Origin of the sequence: Pseudomonas sp. GM78 (assembly GCF_000282475.1) — a bacterium.
Taxonomy (GTDB): domain Bacteria; phylum Pseudomonadota; class Gammaproteobacteria; order Pseudomonadales; family Pseudomonadaceae; genus Aquipseudomonas.
The window spans coordinates 1-17,502 of the sequence record NZ_AKJF01000109.1 but is presented as its reverse complement, the minus strand read 5'-3'; the positions used below and the strand labels follow the sequence as shown (position 1 = coordinate 17,502).

Here is a 17,502-nt window from a genome sequence, read left to right as displayed (position 1 = left end):
CCCCACCGGGGCATGACCTCAGCGCCCCTGGTAAACCGGCGGACGTTTATCCAGGAAGGCCTTGATCGCTTCCTTGTGATCGACGCTGTAGAAGTTTTCCTTCTCCAGCGCCAGCGAGGTGTCCAGCACCAGGTTCACCGTATCGCGCAGGATCTTGTTGACCGACGCCTTGCTGGCAGCGATGGCCAGGCGCGGACCGTCGGCCATGCGACGGGCCATGGCCGTGGCGCGTTCCAGCATAGCATCGCCAGGCACTACCTCGTTGATCAGACCAATGCGCTCGGCTTCGGTGGCCGTCAGGCTGTCACCGGTGAACAGGTACTGCTTGGCCCGTGCCGGACCAACCAGCCACGGCCAGATCGCAGCACCGCCATCCCCCGCGGCCACACCGATACGTACATGCGGATCGGCGATTTTGGCTGACTCGGCGGCATAGATGATGTCGCAAAACAACGCAAGGGTCGCACCCAGCCCGGCCGCAGGACCGTTGATGGCGGCAATGATCGGCTGCGGCAGTTCCAGCAGGTCGATGATCAGCTTGCGTGCTTCACGGAACAACTTGTCGACCCCTTCGGGGGTGATGTCGCGGAACCAGCTCAGGTCGCCGCCGCCACAGAAACCGCGTCCTTCGCCGGTCAGGACCACGGCATGCACCTCGCGGTCGCTGGCGATCTCGGCAAACACCCGGGACAACTCTTCGTGCAGGCCGGCGTTGATGGCGTTCATCGCCTCGGGCCGGTTCAGACGCATGGTCAACACGCCAGTGTCCAGTTCAAATGCGATGAATTTGTAATGTGCGTAGTGCATGAAACCTCCGTCAGGCATGGGAATTAAGCAGTGGCGCCGCCATCGACGACAAAATGCGCACCGGTGACATAGGAGGCCTCGTCCGAAGCCAGCCACAACACCATTTCGGCCTGTTCCTGTGGCTCGCCAAGACGGCGCAAGGCCGTGGTCTTAACGGCGTGCTCGAGCACTTTGCCGTTGAATTCGCTTTCAGGGCCGACGGTCATTGGCGTCGTGACATAGCCTGGGCATAGCGCGTTGATGCGGATGCCGTACTTGCCATATTCCATCGCAGCACTGCGGGTCAGGCCGATCACGCCGTGCTTGGAAGCGCTGTAGGCGGCAGCCCCCGGCGTCCCCTGCAGGCCCATGATCGAGGCGGTATTGATGATCGATCCACCCTTGGCCTTCATCGCACGCAACTGATGCACCATGCAGTTGAAGACCCCGGTCAGATTCACGTCCAGCACCAGCCGCCATTGCTCCAGGCCCTGCTCTTCCGTCAATGCAGGGGTGCCGCTGATGCCGGCGTTGTTGAAGGCGATATCGAGCTGGCCGAAACGGGCCAGGGTTGCAGTGACCAGAAGCGCGCACTGCGCATCGCTGCGTACATCGACCTGCTGGAAGTACGCCTGTCCGCCCGTCTGGGTGATCAGCTTGACCACCGCCTGGCCCGAGGCCTCATTAGTGTCGGCGACCATGACCTGGGCACCCTCATCGGCAAACCTCAACGCCGTGGCTTTGCCGATACCCGATGCACCACCGGTGACAATGGCGACCTTGCCTTGCAAAAGGCTCATCTAAAGCTCCTTCCGAATTGTTTTTGTTGGGAAACCATTTGCTTTACGCGGTGGCGCCGCCATCGACGACGAACTGCGCACCGGTGACGTAGGAGGATTTGTCCGACGCGAGCCACAGCGCCATCTGCGCCAGTTCTTCAGGCTCGGCCTGTCGACGCAGTGCGGCATTGTTGACGGCCATGTCGATCATCCTGTTGCTGAAGCTGCTTTCCGGGCCCTGGGTCATGGGCGTCACCACCAGGCCCGGGCAAAGGGCGTTGATGCGGATCCCTTGTTTGCCGTATTCGAGCGCAGCACTTTTGGTCAGACCGATCACGCCATGCTTAGAGGCGCAATAAGCCGAACTGCCCGGTGTGCCGGAGAGGCCGGCGATCGACGCGGTGTTGATGATCGAGCCGCCACGGCCCTTCATGGCGCGTAGCTCATGGACCATGCAGTTGAAGACCCCGGTGAGGTTGACGTCGAGGACGCGCCGCCAGAGACCCAGTCCCTGATCCTCTGTGAGTGCCGGCGTGGCAAAGATGCCGGCGTTGTTGAAGGCAATGTCCAGTTGCCCATAGCGCTGCAGCGTGGTGTCGATCAAGGCCGCACAATCGCGTTCGTTGCACACGTCGAGGTATTGAAAGAATGCCTCGCCACCTTGCCCCTTGATCTGTTCGACCAGTTCATTGCCTTCCTTCCTGGCCATGTCGGCGATCACCACGCGGGCGCCCTCTTTCACAAACAGCTCAGCTGTGACGCGACCGATGCCGGAGGCGCCGCCGGTGATGATCGCGACCTTGTCTTGAAGAAGCGTGCTTTGAAGAAGAGTCATGGATGCTCCGATAAAGAATGCGCCCGCCGTACACGCAGACACTCGGCAAAAAGGTTATTACAAGGCGTTCGCCCACCTAACCACCCACTACGTATTGGCACCACCTGCGCTCCCCGCCCTCTCGCCCCACCCATCCTGACCGGGTTACGCCCCTGACGTGTTCAGTCACATTTGAAGTGTGGCGGCATCCACTGCCGCTGACGCCTCGCCAAGTGTTCGTGGCGAAGCATCATCAATTGAGCATGGAGTTTGAGATGTCGCAGAAAATCTACGTGGCCGGCGTCGGCATGATTCCCTTCGTCAAGCCGGGCACCAGCGGGACTTATATTGAAATGGGCTCGCAAGCGGTGCGCCTGGCGCTCAAGGATGCCGGCCTGGACTACGGGCTGATCCAGCAGGCTTACGTGGGCTATGTGTACGGCGATTCCACCTGTGGCCAGGCGGCGTTGTATGACGTCGGCATGAGCGGCATCCCGGTGATCAACGTCAACAACAACTGTTCGACTGGCTCCAGCGCGTTGTTCCTGGCACGCCAGGCGGTGGAAAGCGGTGCGGTGGAATGCGCATTGGCCATGGGCTTCGAACAGATGCAGGCCGGTGCGCTCAAGAGCCATTGGGACGATCGCCCCGGCCCGATGGGCAAGAGCATCGCCATCGTCGACCAGTTGGCCTCCGATGCGGCGGAACTGCCGATGGCCTTGAAAATGTTCGGCGGCGCGGGCCGCGAGCACATGGAAAAGTACGGCACGCAGATGAGCACCTTCGCCGCCATTCGCGCCAAGGCCAGCCGTCACGCCGCGAACAACCCGTTGGCGATGTTCCGCAAGGTCGTAACCACCGAAGACGTGATGAACGATCAGGTGATCTGGCCAGGGGTGATGACTCGCCTCATGGCATGCCCACCTACTTGCGGCGCCGCTGCCGCAATCGTCTGCACCGAAGCCTTTGCGAAAAAACATGGCCTGCGCACTGACGTGGTCATCCTGGCCCAATCGCTGACCACCGATAAGCCGGTCGCTTTCGATCCGCCGTCGATGATCCAGATGGTCGGTTTCGACATGGCCCAGCGCGCGGCCAAAGAAGTCTATGAAAAGGCCGGCGTCGATCCACGGGACATCCGTGTGGCGGAAATGCACGACTGCTTTGCCCACAACGAATTGCTCACCTACGAATCCCTGGGCCTGTGCCCGGTCGGCGAAGCCGAGCAATTCATCCTCGATGGCAACAACACCTACGGCGGACAGGTCGTCACCAACCCGTCCGGCGGTCTGCTTTCCAAGGGCCACCCACTGGGCGCAACCGGCCTGGCGCAGTGCTACGAGCTGACTCATCAGCTGCGCGGCACCGCCGAAGCGCGCCAGGTCGAGGGCGTGAACCTCGCCCTGCAACACAACCTCGGCCTGGGCGGCGCCTGCATCGTCACCCTGTTCGGCCGCGGCTGATAAATGAAGCGCGTCGGGTTTCCGGCGCGTTTTCCCGACTACTGATAGGAATCAACTGAGATGGCAGACAAGAGTCTGATCGGTCGTTCGCTCGGCGTAACCACCGCCGAAGTCGAAAAAGGCCGCCTGCGTTTCTTCGCCAAGGCCATTGGCGAAACCGACCCGGTGTACACCGATGAAGCCGCCGCCAAGGCAGCCGGCTACAAATCGCTGCCGGTACCGCCGACCTTCCTGGTGTGCCTCAGTGGCGAAGGCCGCGATATCGAAGCGCAACTGCGGATCTATGAATTCGACCTGGGCCGCATCCTCCACGCCGAGCAGTCGTTCGAATACCACAAGCCAGCGGTTGCAGGCGACGTGTTGACCTTCGACAGCAAGATTGTCGATGTCTACGAAAAAGCGGGCGGCCGTCTGCAATTCGTGGTCAACGAAGTCCGCGTCACCAACCAGGATGGCGAGCACATCGCCGATCTCCGTTGCTCTCTGGTACAGCGTTAAGGAACCGTCGATGACTACCGTTCAATACTCCGATATTCAGGTTGGCGATGAAATCCCGCTGCTCAAGCTGCAGCCGGTCAACCGCACCACGCTGGCGCTGTACTGCGGCGCTTCCGGCGACCATAACCCGATCCACATCGACCTCGACTTCGCCCGCAAGGCGCGCATGCCCGATGTGTTCGCCCACGGCATGTTGTCCGCCGCCTACCTGGGCCGGCTCCTGACCCAATGGGTGCCGCAGCAGCAGGTGCGCAAGCTGTCGATCCGTTTCACCGGCATTACTCAGTTGGGCCACGTGCCGGCCTGCACCGGCCAGGTGGTCGAGAAATTCGAAGCTGATGGCGAGAAACGCGTTCGCCTGTCGATCCGCTGCGCCAACCAATACGGCGAAGACAAACTCGTCGGCGAAGCCATCGTCGCGCTGAACTGATCCCCTCCTCCAACCAACAACAATAGAAGGTCAAGCACAATGAAAAAGCTCGAAGGTAAAGTCGCCCTGGTCACCGGTTCCGGTCGTGGTATCGGTCGTAGCGTCGCCCTGCAACTGGCCGCCTACGGCGCTCGCGTGGTGGTCAATGACCTCGACGCCGCTCCAGCCGAGGAAGTGGTTGCAGAAATCCGCAACGCCGGCGGTGAAGCTGTGGCGTGTGTGGGGAGCGTGACCGCAGCCGATTTTGCCGATCGTTTTGTACAAACCGCCGTTCAGAACTACGGTGCCATCGACATCATCATCAACAACGCCGGTTACACCTGGGACAACGTGATCCAGAAGATGACCGACGAGCAGTGGTACGCCATCCTCGATTGCCACTTGACCGCACCTTTCCGCATCCTGCGTGCCGCCCAGCCAGTCATCAGTGCCCAGGCCAAGAAAGAAGCCGCCGAAGGCAAGGAAGTGTTCCGCAAGGTTATCAACATTTCCTCGGTGGCCGCAGGTGGTAACGCCGGTCAGACCAACTACTCCTCGGCCAAGGCCGGCATCCTCGGCATGACCAAGACCCTGGCCCGCGAGTGGGGTCGTATGAAGGTTTGCGTCAACTCCGTGGCGTTCGGTTTTATCGATACCCGCCTGACCCAGGCGCTGGCCGGTACCGAGAGCAAGACCGTGAACATCGAAGGGCGCGAAATCAAGGTCGGCGTGCAACAGGCGATGATTGATGGCGCCAGCCAGAACATCCCGCTGGGCCGACCGGGTACCGCGGACGAAGCCGCAGGTTCGGTAGTGATGCTGTGCCTGCCGGAAGCCAACTACGTCTCCGGCCAGACCCTGGTCTGCGGCGGCGGCATGGGCAGCCTCTAAGCTCACCGTTTCCCGTTCGCCCCTGCTCCGGTGCGGGGGCGAACGGACCCTGAACATTCGATGAACCCGAGGTACACGCCATGCTGGAAAATTATCGTTCGCCGTGGATGGACGAAGACGTACAACCCTTCGCCGACAGCATTCGTCGCTTTGTAACCCAGAGCCTGGCCCCGCGCGAAGAAAAGTGGCGCGAGCAGCATCAGTCAGACCGCGAGTCATGGCTGGCCTGCGGTGAAATGGGCATGATCCTGCCGGACGTGCCCGTTGAATACGGTGGTGCCGGTGGCACGGCCGCCCACGTCGCGGCCGTGGTCAACGAGCTGAATTACGCCGGTGTCAGCGGGATTTCCCTGGGCATCAACCATATCGTCGGTCACTACATCCTCGATGACGGCACCGAAGAGCAGAAGCTGCACTGGTTGCCGAAAATCGCCTCGGGTGAAGTGATCTGCTCCGTTGCCATGACTGAACCCGGCACCGGTTCCGACTTGCAGGCGGTTCGCACGCGCGCGGTCAAACAAGGCGACAAGTACATCATCAACGGCGTCAAGACCTTCATCACCAACGGCCAGCTCAGCGACATGGTCGCCGTGGTGGCGAAAACCGACCTGAGTGCCGGTTCCAAGGGCATCTCGATCTTTCTGGTCGATACCAGACTGCCGGGTTTTCGTCGCGGCAAGTGCCTGGACAAGGTCGGCCTGCAGTCCTCCGACACCTCGGAAATGTTCTTCGACGATGTCGAGGTATCAGCCGAATGTCTACTTGGCGGCGTCGAAGGCAAGGGTTTCTATACACTGATGAAGCAACTGCCTTACGAACGCGCGCAAATCGCGATTTGTGCGGCGGCACAGATGGAACGGGCCCTAGCGCTGACCCTGGAATACACCAAGGAACGTACCGTGTTCGGCAAGACCGTTCTGGACTACCAGAATACCCGCTTCACGCTCGCGGACGTCAAAGCCACGGTACTGGCCTCGCGGACCTTCTGCGACTATCTGATCCAGCAATGGGTCGACGGCAAGCTCGATTCCGCCACCGCGTCCATGGGCAAATTCTGGTTGACCGAGCGTAACAGTGAGGTCCTGGACCGTTGCCTGCAGTTCTTCGGCGGCTATGGCTACATGAACGAATACCCGATTGCCCGCATGTGGGCCGATGCCCGGGTAGCGCGTATCTACGGTGGCGCCAACGAAATCCAGCGGGAGCTGGTAGGGCGTTCGCTCTGAAGCACTGAAGATTTTTTGCCGGTACGTGCGCGGCTGCCTGTAGCCGCGCCGAACCGGACATGGCTACACGACCAACGATAAAAACAAAATTCTGGAGTCTCCCCATGTACATCACTCAAGGATTGCATCGGCATCTGCAAGCCAGGCCGGACGCGACCGCCGTACGGTTTGAGGGTCGCAGCATCACTTACGCCCAACTGGGCGACCGCGTTGCGCGCCTGGCGTGCGTCCTCCAAGGACTGGGTGTGAACCTCGGCGATCGCGTTGCCATGCTATCGCTCAATTCACAGCGCTACATCGAGTACTACCTGGGTGTGCCATGGGCCGATGCCGTACTCAACCCGGTGAACATTCGCTGGAGCGCGGCAGAAATCATCTATTCGCTGGACGATTCCGAGACCACGGTGCTGATCGTCGACGATACGTTCAAGGCGTTGGGCAGCAGAATCGCAGCCGAGGCCAAAACCATCCGCACGGTGATTTACGCTGGAGAGGGCGAGACACCGAGCGGGATGCTCAACTACGAGGCGCTGCTGGAAGCCGCCCATCCGATCGAAGATGCGCGGCGCTGCGGTGATGAACTGCTGGGTATTTTCTATACCGGCGGCACGACAGGATTTCCCAAGGGCGTGATGCTTAGCCACAGCAACGTTGCATTTTCCGCAATGGCCACCTTGAACATGGGGACCTATGGCGCCGATGCGGTGTTCCTGCATGTCATGCCCATGTTTCACCTTGCGGACTTCGCCGCGATGACGGCGTTGTTCTTCAGCGGTGGCACTCACGTCGTCCTGCCCTCCTTCATTCCGCAAACGGTGCTGGAAACCATCGAACAGGAGCGCATCAGCGAAATCCTGTTGGCCCCGACCATGATCCAGATGCTTCTGGATTGCCGGGACAAACATCCGCAGTTGGCGAGCCTTGAGCTCGGCTCGCTGACGGCCATCGGTTATGGCGCATCGCCCATTACCCCTGTCCTGCTTGATCGAGCCCGGGAGGCATTCCCCGCCGCCGGCTTCTTCCAGGGTTACGGCATGACCGAACTGGCGCCCATGGCCACTTCCCTTTCGGCCGAGTATCACTGCCAAGCGCATCACGACAGCGGCAAGATGTACTCCGCAGGTCGCCCTGCCATTTGCGTCGAAGTGCGTATTGTCGATGTCCATGACAACGAGGTTCCACGCGGCACCGTGGGGGAAATCATCGTGCGCGGTCCGAACGTCATGCTCGGCTACCTGAACAAGCCGCAAGAGACCGCTGAAGCGCTGCGCAACGGCTGGATGCACACCGGCGACGGTGGCTACATGGACGAAGACGGCTTCATCTACGTGTGCGATCGCCTGAAGGACATGATTGTCAGCGGCGGTGAAAACATCTATTCGGCCGAAGTCGAAACCGCCATCGCCAGCCATCCCGCTGTCGCGCAGATCGCCGCCATCGGTATCCCCTGCTCCAAATGGGGCGAAACGGTGCATGCAGTGATCGTGCTCAAACCAGGTGAAGCTGCCACCGGCGAAGACATCATCGCCCACTGTCGCGAACGCATCGCCGGCTACAAATGCCCGCGCAGCGTCGAGTTCCGTGATGCCCTGCCGCTGTCCAGCGTGGGCAAAGTGCTCAAGACCGAATTGCGCAAACCTTTCTGGGGCGACCGCAAGCGCAACATCGCCTGATCCCCTGCCCCTGGCGCGCCAAGGGGCAGCTCATCGCAGATGCAATCATCTTTGGGTCGATGCCAATCATGACAAGAATAAACACGCCTGAAACAAACAAAGTGAAGCTGTGTGCCGCGGTGTTGTTGAGCGCCTTGTTGATCGCCGTATTGCAGACGGCACCAGCCTCCGACAAGCAGCAACTGGAGGCACAGTTCGTTGCAGGGCGGGCCTTTGAAGCAGCGGTCTGGGGCATGCCACTGGTGAATTTCGATGCCATGCGCCAGGCCTATTTCCGCGATGCCGGTGCACAGTACAACGACATCATGTTCTGGTCCCGTCCTTCGGATTGGCGCAACCAGACCACCACGCCCAACCATTCCACGCTGTACGTGATGTTCTTTGTCAACCTCAAGGACGGGCCGGTGGTCGTAGACATCCCGGCCACCCGTCAGGCGGGGCTGTACGGGACATTAATCGACGCCTGGACGACGCCCCTGCTGAATGTTGGCAACAAGGGCCAGGACCAGGGAAAAGGCGGCAAATACCTGATGCTGCCACCGGGCTACCAGGGGCAAGTCCCCGCAGGCTACATCCCTGTGCAAAGCAATACCTTCAACAACTACAGCCTGCTTCGGGTGATCACCAAAACCACCGATAAACAGGACCTGGCTGAAGGTGTGGACTACCTCAAGAACTTGAAAGTCTACCCATTGGCGAGCGCCGGGAATGAACCGGCGAATCGCTACATCGACATGGCGGACAAGGTTTATGAAGGCATCGCCAAATTTGACGACAGCTTCTATGACGCCATTGCCAGAATGGTCGCCGAAGAGCCAGTTCAGGAGCGAGACCTGGCGATCATGGGGCAGTTGCGTTCCCTGGACATTGGCAAAGGGCTGTCTTACAACCCCGATAGCCAACGGCGCCAACTGCTCAGTCAGCAAGCAAAACAGGCGCAGTTTTACCTCATGAGCGGTTACGAGCAGTCGGGGGTGCCGATCTGGGGGGAGCAACGTAAATGGCGGTCATTGGCCGATCCGAAAACCACGCTGGGTACCAGGCTGAGTTTCGTCCAGCCCGGGCAGAGCGTCCTGCTCGATGAGCGTGCCTACGCCTGGTTCGCGATGTTCGGGCCCATCGTGCCACCGGGTGTCCAGGTCTATATGAAGTCCTACGCGACATCGACCGGGCAACCACTGGACGGCAATCACAGCTACCGCCTGCGGGTGCCGGCCGATGTACCCGCGAATGATTTCTGGTCGGTGGATGCCTATGACGTCAGCACCGGTGGGTTCATCCGCCAGGCCCGAGTGGTCGGTCTCGACTCCTACGACCAGCAACTCAAGCGCAACGTCGATGGCTCGGTGGACCTGTACTTCGCGCCTGAAGCCCCGCCCGGCCATGAGAACAACTGGATCAGCACCCAGACGGGTCAGCGTTTCTTCACCCTCTTCCGCATCTACGGTCCCCAGCAGGCAATGATTGACCGCAGCTGGGTGCTCAATGATGTGGACAAAATTGACTAAACCTCGGGCAAAGGGCTGACAACCCACTGAGTTCCCTTTTGCATCGGTGTGCGATCGCCGCCGATGCTTTTTTTTGCGCTGCCGATCATCCCATTGGAGACACCTGCCATGAGCGAATCACTCGCCCGGACGCTATTCACACGCCTGCAGATAACCGGCCCGGACGTGGATGGCGTTGCCCTCGTCACCCTGGCCCGCCCGGATAGCCTGAACAGCATCGACCTGGAAATGTTCACCGAACTCAAGCGCCTGGCTGTGGTTGCCGAGGCGGATCCACAGGTCCGCGTAATGATTCTGACCGGAGCAGGCCGCGGATTCTGCGCGGGTCTGGACCTGGAGGTAGCCGGACAACTCTCGGGCTTGAGCATTGAGCAGTACATGCATATCCAGGAGTTGGCCGGCAGCACGATCGCTGCCTTGCGCTTGATGCCCAAGCCGCTGATTGCGGCGGTGAATGGCGCGGCAACCGGCGGCGGACTCGCCCTGGCACTGGTGGCCGATATCCGCCTGGCCAACGAGCAGGCACGTATGGGCGTGGCATTCACTCGTCTCGGGCTGTCTTCGTGCGATGTCGGCATGTCGTGGCTGCTGCCTCGTATCGTTGGCCTGGGGGCCGCCAGTGAACTCATGCTCACCGGACGCATCATCGACGCGCAGGCGGCCGCGCGCATCGGCCTGGTCAACCACGTAATGACGGCCGATGAACTGATCGACAGCGCTTATCAGCTGGCTCGGGAAATTGCCCGCAACTCGGCGTTTGCCATGCGCCTGACCAAACAGGGATTGCAGACGAACGTCGACGCAACCTCCCTGCACGCCGCCATCGAACTTGAAAACCGGACCCAGGCGCTGGCGGCGCGCTCGGAAGAGATGCAGACGGTTTTCGCCAGATTCAGCGAAGAACAGGCCAGCAAGCGCCGGTAACTCCTCCCCACAACACACTCAGGTGACCTTTAAATGAGCCATACCTATACCTCTCCCTGGATGAACCCTGAACTGCAATTGTTCCGCGACAACGTGCGGCGCTTCTTCGCCGAAGAAGTGGTGCCCCATCAAGAGCTCTGGTACAAGCAACATCACGTCGACCGCGAGCTCTGGTACAAGGCCGGTGAACTGGGCTTGCTGGCTCTGGACATGCCTGAGGAATACGGCGGCAGCGGCGGCACCTTTGCACACCTGGCGGTGTTTTTCGAAGAGCAGGCAGCGGTCGGTGACTGGGGTTTTGGCGTGCAGGTGCACCACATCGTCTCTCACTACATTCTCAATCACGGCACCGAAGACCAGAAACGCCTGTACCTGCCCAAAATGGCCTCGGGCGAGATGATCGGTGCCATCGCCATGACCGAACCGGGTGCCGGTTCCGACTTACAGGGCATCCGCACCCGTGCCATACGCGAAGGCAACGAGTACGTGATTGACGGTGCCAAAACGTTTATCTCCAATGGCTCGATGGCAGACCTGGTGGTGGTCGTGACCAAGACCGATCCGAATGCAGGTAGCAAAGGCATGTCGCTGATCATTGTCGAGACCCGGGATAAGGCAGGCTTCAGTGTCGGTCGACGCCTGGAGAAACTCGGCCAGCACAACGCCGATACCGCCGAATTGTCGTTCGCCGGTGTACGGGTGCCCGTGACCAACCTGCTCGGCGGTGAAGAAGGTTTGGGCATGCGCCAGTTGATGTCCGACCTGGCCTATGAGCGCGTCGGTTGCGCAGTTGGCTCCACGGCGGCCATTGAGCGAGCGGTGCGCCTGACCGTGGAATACGTGCGTGAACGCAAAGCGTTTGGCAAACCCTTGCTGGACCTGCAGAACACCCGCTTCAAACTGGCCGAAGCCGATACCCAGGCCACCCTCGCCCGGGTTTTCACCGACAACTGCATCCAGCGCATGCTCGACGGCACCATGGACACGGTCGCCGCCTCGAAGGCCAAGTTGTGGACGACCGAAACCCAAGGCAAGGTCATCGACGAGTGCCTGCAACTGTTCGGCGGTTACGGCTACATGATGGAGTACCCGATCGCCCGCATGTATGCCGACGCCCGCGTCCAGCGGATCTATGCCGGCACCAGTGAAATCATGAAAGAGATTATTGCGCGCGCGCTGTAAGCGATGCGCCGGTCCAGAGAGGCCATCGGGTCGAACGATTTCGACCCGATGGCCTCGACGGTCAAACCTCTTCGCGGCTCAACGCAGATTGTTGGTCATACGGGGAATAGCGCGATTGGCGATCACGAAAAATCCTGACCGCTGCAGCCTGTTGGTCGCGAGCCAGAAACAAGCGACCGCCACGGTCGATCACATGATCAAGCAAGCGCTCTTTCTCGCCGATCAGGCATTCCGGATTACGGTCGTAACCACCGGTGAGGGATAGATCCAGCCAGCGGATCGCGGGGATCAGGTCGCCAGCGAACAACACCGGCCCACCCGGCATGCTGATCTCCGGCAGTAATTGGCCGAGGGTGTATCCGTCACTCGCATGCAAGTGCCACCCAGCGCCGAGCTCCGCATTCGTCCCTGCTTGAAGCAGCTTCAAGCGCCCGCTGTGCTCCAGTTGGCGCACAATCCAGCGAACGAATAGGTTGCGGTCATGTGGGTGAGGATGTTGCGCCCGACGCCAATGATTCTTGCCCGTCAAGTAATGGGCACGAGGAAACAGCACGCGCTGCACCAAACCATCTTCGATAACCCGCAACAGGTCCTGGGAAGGCCATGTGTGCAGATGGGTCAAAAACACGACATCGATATCGTTTTCGCCCAAGCCCAGACGGGCCAGATTATGCAAAAGGCTGGGAGCATTAGGCTGGCAGTTGCAGGTGCGTGGCAGTGGCGCCAGCAGAGATTCGCTACCCGCCATGACCAGGATATTTCGCTTTTGCTCTTGAACCAGCAGGACGCGCGAAGCCAACTTGACCAGGTTGTCCTGATCGGGTTGCATCCACTGAGACCACAAACGACGAGGCGTATTGCCAAACAATACGCCACCATCAATTGTGCGCGGCGCGCCGTTGATACTGGAGAGTTGTCGCTGCAAAGCGACACTCCCCTTCTGTGCAAGATTCAACGCCATACCGATGTAGCAGCGTCGTCGAGCGCGGCCACTACCTGATCGGTGTGCTCACCAAATCGCGGAATCGGACCAGGTACTACAACCTGGTCATCAAAGCGCGGCGCGGCCACTGTTTGTAGCATATTGTCCCGCACGAAATACACTTGACGGGCCACGTTATGGGGGTGTTTTGCAGCTTCATCCGGACTCAATACCGGCGAGAAGCAAACGTCGGTGTATTCCAGTAATTCACACCATTGGTCGCGGGTGCGGGTCTGAAACAGTTCGGTGAAATGTTGATGCATTTCGCCCCAGCGCTTGCCGTCCCATTGGCGAGCGAAACGCGGGTCGTCTTGCAAACCCAGTTTCTGCAGCAACAACGCATAGAACTGCGGCTCAATCGAACCCAGGGTGATGAATTCATCATCAGCGCAGCGATAGGTCGAGTAGAAATGCGAGCTGTCATGCAGGTTGTTGCCGCGATTGAAACCTTCGCCGAAGAAGCCGGCATTACGGGTCGACAGCATCAACTGCATCATGTGCGCGGAACCATCGAGGATCGCCGCGTCGACGACCGTCCCCTGTCCAGTCTGCCGTGCATTGAGCACACCGGCCAACAGACCGACAGCCAGATAAAGCGCGCCACCGCCGATGTCGCCGAGCAGGGTGATTGCCGTACTCGGTGGCTCAGCAGCGGTGCCGTTGTGGTACAGCGCGCCGGATAACGAGATGTAATTGTTGTCGTGCCCCGCGGCCTGCGCCATCGGGCCACCTTGACCCCAGCCGGTCATGCGGCCAAATACCAGGCGCGGATTACGCGCGCGGCACACGTCAGGTCCAAGGCCCAGACGCTCCATAACTCCCGGGCGCATGCCCTCAATCAATACGTCCGCGTCTTCGATCAGCTTCAACACCAGTTCTCGACCTTCGACCGTCTTCAGGTCGGCGGCAACGGATCGCTTGCCGCGGTTGACGAGGTTCGTCCGACCGCCACCCTGATCGACGCGCTCAACCGCAATGACGTCCGCACCGAGATCGGCCAGGTGCATCGCACAAAAAGGACCGGGACCGATCCCACAGATTTCAACCACCTTGATACCCGACAGCATGAGAACTCTCCTCTTGTTTTTGGCGTGATTCAGGCATTGGGAACGCAGGTTAAGTGATATGGAGCATCCTGACCCCAACCCACTAGAGGTGGTTTTTTTCATCCTGACGACAGCCAATAATTGAACGCGAATGCCGGTTTGGCGCTTTCACAACGATGACAAGGTTTCGGTAATGACAGTGCAGATAAACGAACGCGCGACACGCAGGCTCCTGCATACCCGCAACGTGGTATGCAGCGGTTATGAGCGCAGTGATGGCCTGTATGACATCGTGGGAACGTTAGTGGACACCAAGGTCGATGACTCCGACATGTTTTTCAAATATGTCCAGGCTGGTGAGCCTTTCCACCAGATGCGTCTGACCATGACGATCGACCTGGACCTGGTGATTCACGCGCTCACCGCCCATACCGACGTTGGCCCTACGCCCTACTGTGCCGAAATCAACCCGGTGTACGCCAAGTTGGTGGGCATGAAGATTGGCTCGGGTTTCAAAAAACGTGTGTTGGAGCGGGTGGGCGGCAGCCTGGGCTGCACGCATCTGACCGAACTTTTGGGTCCGATGGCGACCACGGCCTTCCAGACCACTTTTTTCCTGCAGCGGGACGCCCAGAAGAAAAAGTGCAACGATGACCCTGCATATCAGATGCCCAGGCCTTGGGTCATTGGTACCTGCCATGCCTATCGCGCAGAGGGAGAGGCCGTGCGTCTGATCTGGCCGCAGACACTTTCTTCACCGGTTGGCTGATTCTCGGTGATTTACAGTTTTCGTAGGAGCAGGTCGGATTTTCTAGCGGTGTGGGCGGTCACCCTCCTCGGCTGAAAATACTGCTCCTACTTTTTTATTCCAGAGCGGACTTTGCGCCCTCCATCTCAACAGGAGAACCCCTATGCTCGAAACCTATGTTCGACACGTAAACGCACGCGCCGAGGAAGGCCTTCCACCGCTGGCGCTGAATACTGATCAAACCGTCGACCTGGTCGAGCTGCTGAAAAATCCCCCGGCTGGAGAAGAAGCTTTCCTCGTTGACCTGATCACCCATCGCGTTCCGCCAGGAGTGGACGAAGCAGCCTATGTAAAGGCCGGTTTCCTGTCTGCCATCGCCAAGGGCGAAGCCAAATCCCCCCTGATCGACAAGAAGCGCGCTGTTGAATTGCTCGGCACCATGCAGGGCGGCTACAACATTGTGACCCTGGTCAACCTGCTGGACGATGCCGAACTGGCACCAGTAGCGGCCGAAGAACTCAAGCACACCCTGCTGATGTTCGACGCCTTCCACGACGTGGCTGAAAAAGCCAAGAACGGCAATGTTCACGCCAAAGGCGTGCTGCAGTCCTGGGCTGACGGCGAGTGGTTCGTCAAGCGCCCGACCCTGGCCGACAAGATCAGCCTGCGCGTGTTCAAGGTGACTGGCGAAACCAACACCGACGACCTGTCCCCTGCTCCGGACGCCTGGTCCCGCCCGGACATCCCGCTGCACGCCCTGGCCATGCTGAAAATGGCGCGCGACGGCATCGTGCCTGACGCACAAGGCGTCACCGGCCCGATGAAGCAGATCGAAGAAATGCGCAATTCCGGCTTCCCGATCGCCTACGTCGGTGACGTGGTCGGTACCGGTTCTTCGCGTAAATCGGCGACCAATTCGGTCCTGTGGTTCTTCGGCGACGACGTTCCTTACGTGCCGAACAAGCGTGCCGGCGGTTTCTGCTTCGGCAGCAAGATCGCTCCGATCTTCTACAACACCATGGAAGATGCCGGCGCACTGCCAATCGAATTCGACGTATCCAACATGCACATGGGCGACGTGATCGACCTGTACCCGCATGCCGGCAAAGTCTGCAAGCACGGCACCGACGAAGTCCTGACCACCTTCGAAATGAAGACGCCGGTCCTGCTGGACGAAGTTCGCGCTGGCGGCCGTATTCCGCTGATCATCGGCCGTGGCCTGACCGAGAAGGCGCGCGCCGAGCTGGGTCTGCCACCTGCGGACCTGTTCAAGAAGCCTGAAGCACCGGCTGAAAGCACCAAGGGCTACACCCTGGCGCAGAAAATGGTCGGCAAGGCTTGCGGCGTGACCGGCATCCGTCCGGGCACCTACTGCGAACCGAAGATGACCACCGTGGGTTCCCAGGACACCACCGGTCCGATGACCCGTGACGAACTGAAAGACCTGGCGTGCCTGGGTTTCTCTGCTGACCTGGTGATGCAGTCGTTCTGCCACACCGCGGCCTATCCAAAACCCGTGGACGTCAAGACCCATCACACCCTGCCGGACTTCATGCGCAATCGCGGCGGCGTGTCGCTCAAGGCTGGCGACGGCATCATCCACAGCTGGATCAATCGCATGGTTTTGCCGGATACCGTCGGCACCGGTGGTGACTCGCACACCCGTTTTCCGATCGGCATCTCGTTCCCGGCCGGCTCCGGTCTGGTTGCGTTCGCCGCTGCCACCGGTGTCATGCCGCTGGACATGCCCGAATCGATTCTTGTGCGATTCAAGGGCAAGCTGCAACCGGGCGTCACCCTGCGCGACCTGGTTCACGCCATCCCTTACTACGCCATCCAGAAAGGTCTGCTGACTGTCGAGAAGAAAGGCAAGAAAAACGCCTTCTCCGGCCGAATCCTGGAAATCGAAGGTCTGGAAACCCTGACTGTCGAGCAGGCGTTCGAACTGTCCGACGCCTCGGCCGAGCGTTCAGCTGCCGGTTGCACCATCAAGCTCTCCAAAGAGTCGATCGCTGATTACTTGAAGTCGAACATCACCTTGCTGCGCTGGATGATCGGTGAAGGCTACGGCGACGCGCGTGCGCTGGAGCGTCGTGCTCAAGCAATGGAAGCCTGGCTGACCAACCCCGAGCTGCTGGAAGCGGACAAGGATGCCGAATACGCCGAAGTCCTTGAAATCAACCTCGACGAAATCACGCAACCGGTCTTGTGTGCGCCAAACGACCCGGACGATGCCTGTCTGCTTTCGTCCGTTCAAGGCCAGCAGATCGACGAAGTGTTCATCGGTTCGTGCATGACCAACATCGGTCACTTCCGCGCTGCCGGCAAGTTGCTGGAGCAGGTCAAGGGTCAGCTGCCAACCCGTCTGTGGCTGTCGCCGCCGACCAAGATGGACGCTCACCAGCTGACCGAAGAAGGTTACTACGGCATTTACGGCAGAGCCGGTGCGCGCCTGGAAATGCCGGGGTGTTCGCTGTGCATGGGCAACCAGGCCCGTGTTGCGCCAAACTCGACCGTGGTGTCGACGTCGACCCGTAATTTCCCGAACCGCCTGGGTGACGGCGCGAACGTCT

At 60.0% G+C, this 17,502-nt stretch carries 16 protein-coding genes; 11 read left to right on the top strand and 5 right to left on the bottom strand.

The window, feature by feature from the left end; genetic code table 11:
- Window positions 1-18 precede the first annotated feature (18 nt).
- Genes PMI35_RS13425 through PMI35_RS13435 form a run of 3 tightly spaced genes read right to left on the bottom strand, consistent with a single transcriptional unit; the run spans window position 19 to window position 2,400 of the window.
- The gene (locus PMI35_RS13425) at window positions 19-807 is read right to left on the bottom strand and encodes an enoyl-CoA hydratase/isomerase family protein (protein ID WP_008060930.1); all 789 of its coding nucleotides are present in this window, start codon (window positions 805-807) and stop codon (window positions 19-21) included.
- Window positions 808-830: 23 nt separating this feature from the next.
- Window positions 831-1,586, bottom strand: coding sequence for an SDR family NAD(P)-dependent oxidoreductase (locus PMI35_RS13430; RefSeq protein WP_008060923.1), 756 nt, complete (start codon window positions 1,584-1,586; stop codon window positions 831-833).
- Between the two features lie 43 nt (window positions 1,587-1,629).
- Window positions 1,630-2,400, bottom strand: coding sequence for an SDR family NAD(P)-dependent oxidoreductase (locus tag PMI35_RS13435; protein WP_008060922.1), 771 nt, complete (start codon window positions 2,398-2,400; stop codon window positions 1,630-1,632).
- Window positions 2,401-2,654: 254 nt separating this feature from the next.
- Between PMI35_RS13435 and PMI35_RS13440 the strand changes: the two genes are divergently transcribed.
- From PMI35_RS13440 to PMI35_RS13480, 9 genes are all read left to right on the top strand, one after another.
- Window positions 2,655-3,842: a lipid-transfer protein gene (locus PMI35_RS13440; RefSeq protein WP_008060921.1), complete on the top strand. Its 1,188-nt coding sequence runs from the start codon at window positions 2,655-2,657 to the stop codon at window positions 3,840-3,842.
- 60 nt (window positions 3,843-3,902) lie between these two features.
- On the top strand, window positions 3,903-4,340 hold the full coding sequence (locus PMI35_RS13445) for a MaoC family dehydratase N-terminal domain-containing protein (protein ID WP_008060920.1): 438 nt from the start codon (window positions 3,903-3,905) through the stop codon (window positions 4,338-4,340).
- Between the two features lie 10 nt (window positions 4,341-4,350).
- On the top strand, window positions 4,351-4,770 hold the full coding sequence (locus tag PMI35_RS13450; protein WP_008060919.1) for a MaoC family dehydratase: 420 nt from the start codon (window positions 4,351-4,353) through the stop codon (window positions 4,768-4,770).
- A 39-nt stretch (window positions 4,771-4,809) separates the two neighbouring features.
- Window positions 4,810-5,640 carry an SDR family NAD(P)-dependent oxidoreductase gene (locus PMI35_RS13455; RefSeq protein WP_008060918.1) on the top strand — a complete coding sequence of 277 codons (831 nt, stop codon included), beginning with the start codon at window positions 4,810-4,812 and terminating at the stop codon, window positions 5,638-5,640.
- Between the two features lie 80 nt (window positions 5,641-5,720).
- Window positions 5,721-6,866, top strand: a complete 1,146-nt coding sequence (locus PMI35_RS13460; protein WP_008060917.1) for an acyl-CoA dehydrogenase family protein — start codon at window positions 5,721-5,723, stop codon at window positions 6,864-6,866.
- A gap of 104 nt (window positions 6,867-6,970) precedes the next feature.
- On the top strand, window positions 6,971-8,539 hold the full coding sequence (locus PMI35_RS13465; RefSeq protein WP_008060916.1) for a long-chain-fatty-acid--CoA ligase: 1,569 nt from the start codon (window positions 6,971-6,973) through the stop codon (window positions 8,537-8,539).
- A gap of 68 nt (window positions 8,540-8,607) precedes the next feature.
- Window positions 8,608-10,047, top strand: coding sequence for a DUF1254 domain-containing protein (locus tag PMI35_RS13470; protein ID WP_008060914.1), 1,440 nt, complete (start codon window positions 8,608-8,610; stop codon window positions 10,045-10,047).
- A 108-nt stretch (window positions 10,048-10,155) separates the two neighbouring features.
- Entirely contained in the window at window positions 10,156-10,971 is an 816-nt protein-coding gene (locus PMI35_RS13475) for an enoyl-CoA hydratase/isomerase family protein (protein WP_008060913.1), read from the top strand.
- Between the two features lie 33 nt (window positions 10,972-11,004).
- Entirely contained in the window at window positions 11,005-12,153 is a 1,149-nt protein-coding gene (locus PMI35_RS13480; protein WP_008060912.1) for an acyl-CoA dehydrogenase family protein, read from the top strand.
- 61 nt (window positions 12,154-12,214) lie between these two features.
- Here PMI35_RS13480 and PMI35_RS13485 read toward each other — a convergent pair whose 3' ends face one another.
- Window positions 12,215-13,114, bottom strand: a complete 900-nt coding sequence (locus PMI35_RS13485; RefSeq protein WP_050562624.1) for an MBL fold metallo-hydrolase — start codon at window positions 13,112-13,114, stop codon at window positions 12,215-12,217.
- Window positions 13,105-14,202 (bottom strand): CaiB/BaiF CoA transferase family protein, encoded by a 1,098-nt coding sequence (locus tag PMI35_RS13490; protein ID WP_008060910.1) that lies wholly within the window; start codon window positions 14,200-14,202, stop codon window positions 13,105-13,107. Before PMI35_RS13490 ends, PMI35_RS13485 begins: the two co-directional genes overlap by 10 nt.
- 172 nt (window positions 14,203-14,374) lie before the next feature.
- On the opposite strand from PMI35_RS13490, the gene PMI35_RS13495 reads away from it, so the two are divergent.
- Entirely contained in the window at window positions 14,375-14,950 is a 576-nt protein-coding gene (locus tag PMI35_RS13495) for a DUF2889 domain-containing protein (protein ID WP_008060909.1), read from the top strand.
- Window positions 14,951-15,092: 142 nt separating this feature from the next.
- On the top strand, window positions 15,093-17,502 hold a 2,410-nt coding region (gene acnB, locus PMI35_RS13500; protein WP_008060908.1), incomplete at its 3' end, for a bifunctional aconitate hydratase 2/2-methylisocitrate dehydratase.

What these genes read in the sequence shown, in the direction of transcription:
- PMI35_RS13430 (WP_008060923.1), bottom strand. Translation starts at nt 1,586, where the DNA reads ATGAGCCTTTTGCAAGGCAAGGTCGCCATTGTCACCGGTGGTGCATCG.
- PMI35_RS13455 (WP_008060918.1), top strand. Translation starts at nt 4,810, where the DNA reads ATGAAAAAGCTCGAAGGTAAAGTCGCCCTGGTCACCGGTTCCGGTCGT.
- PMI35_RS13480 (WP_008060912.1), top strand. Translation starts at nt 11,005, where the DNA reads ATGAGCCATACCTATACCTCTCCCTGGATGAACCCTGAACTGCAATTG.
- PMI35_RS13465 (WP_008060916.1), top strand. Translation starts at nt 6,971, where the DNA reads ATGTACATCACTCAAGGATTGCATCGGCATCTGCAAGCCAGGCCGGAC.
- PMI35_RS13445 (WP_008060920.1), top strand. Translation starts at nt 3,903, where the DNA reads ATGGCAGACAAGAGTCTGATCGGTCGTTCGCTCGGCGTAACCACCGCC.
- PMI35_RS13425 (WP_008060930.1), bottom strand. Translation starts at nt 807, where the DNA reads ATGCACTACGCACATTACAAATTCATCGCATTTGAACTGGACACTGGC.
- PMI35_RS13475 (WP_008060913.1), top strand. Translation starts at nt 10,156, where the DNA reads ATGAGCGAATCACTCGCCCGGACGCTATTCACACGCCTGCAGATAACC.
- PMI35_RS13495 (WP_008060909.1), top strand. Translation starts at nt 14,375, where the DNA reads ATGACAGTGCAGATAAACGAACGCGCGACACGCAGGCTCCTGCATACC.
- PMI35_RS13435 (WP_008060922.1), bottom strand. Translation starts at nt 2,400, where the DNA reads ATGACTCTTCTTCAAAGCACGCTTCTTCAAGACAAGGTCGCGATCATC.
- PMI35_RS13470 (WP_008060914.1), top strand. Translation starts at nt 8,608, where the DNA reads ATGACAAGAATAAACACGCCTGAAACAAACAAAGTGAAGCTGTGTGCC.
- PMI35_RS13450 (WP_008060919.1), top strand. Translation starts at nt 4,351, where the DNA reads ATGACTACCGTTCAATACTCCGATATTCAGGTTGGCGATGAAATCCCG.
- PMI35_RS13440 (WP_008060921.1), top strand. Translation starts at nt 2,655, where the DNA reads ATGTCGCAGAAAATCTACGTGGCCGGCGTCGGCATGATTCCCTTCGTC.
- PMI35_RS13460 (WP_008060917.1), top strand. Translation starts at nt 5,721, where the DNA reads ATGCTGGAAAATTATCGTTCGCCGTGGATGGACGAAGACGTACAACCC.
- PMI35_RS13490 (WP_008060910.1), bottom strand. Translation starts at nt 14,202, where the DNA reads ATGCTGTCGGGTATCAAGGTGGTTGAAATCTGTGGGATCGGTCCCGGT.
- PMI35_RS13485 (WP_050562624.1), bottom strand. Translation starts at nt 13,114, where the DNA reads ATGGCGTTGAATCTTGCACAGAAGGGGAGTGTCGCTTTGCAGCGACAA.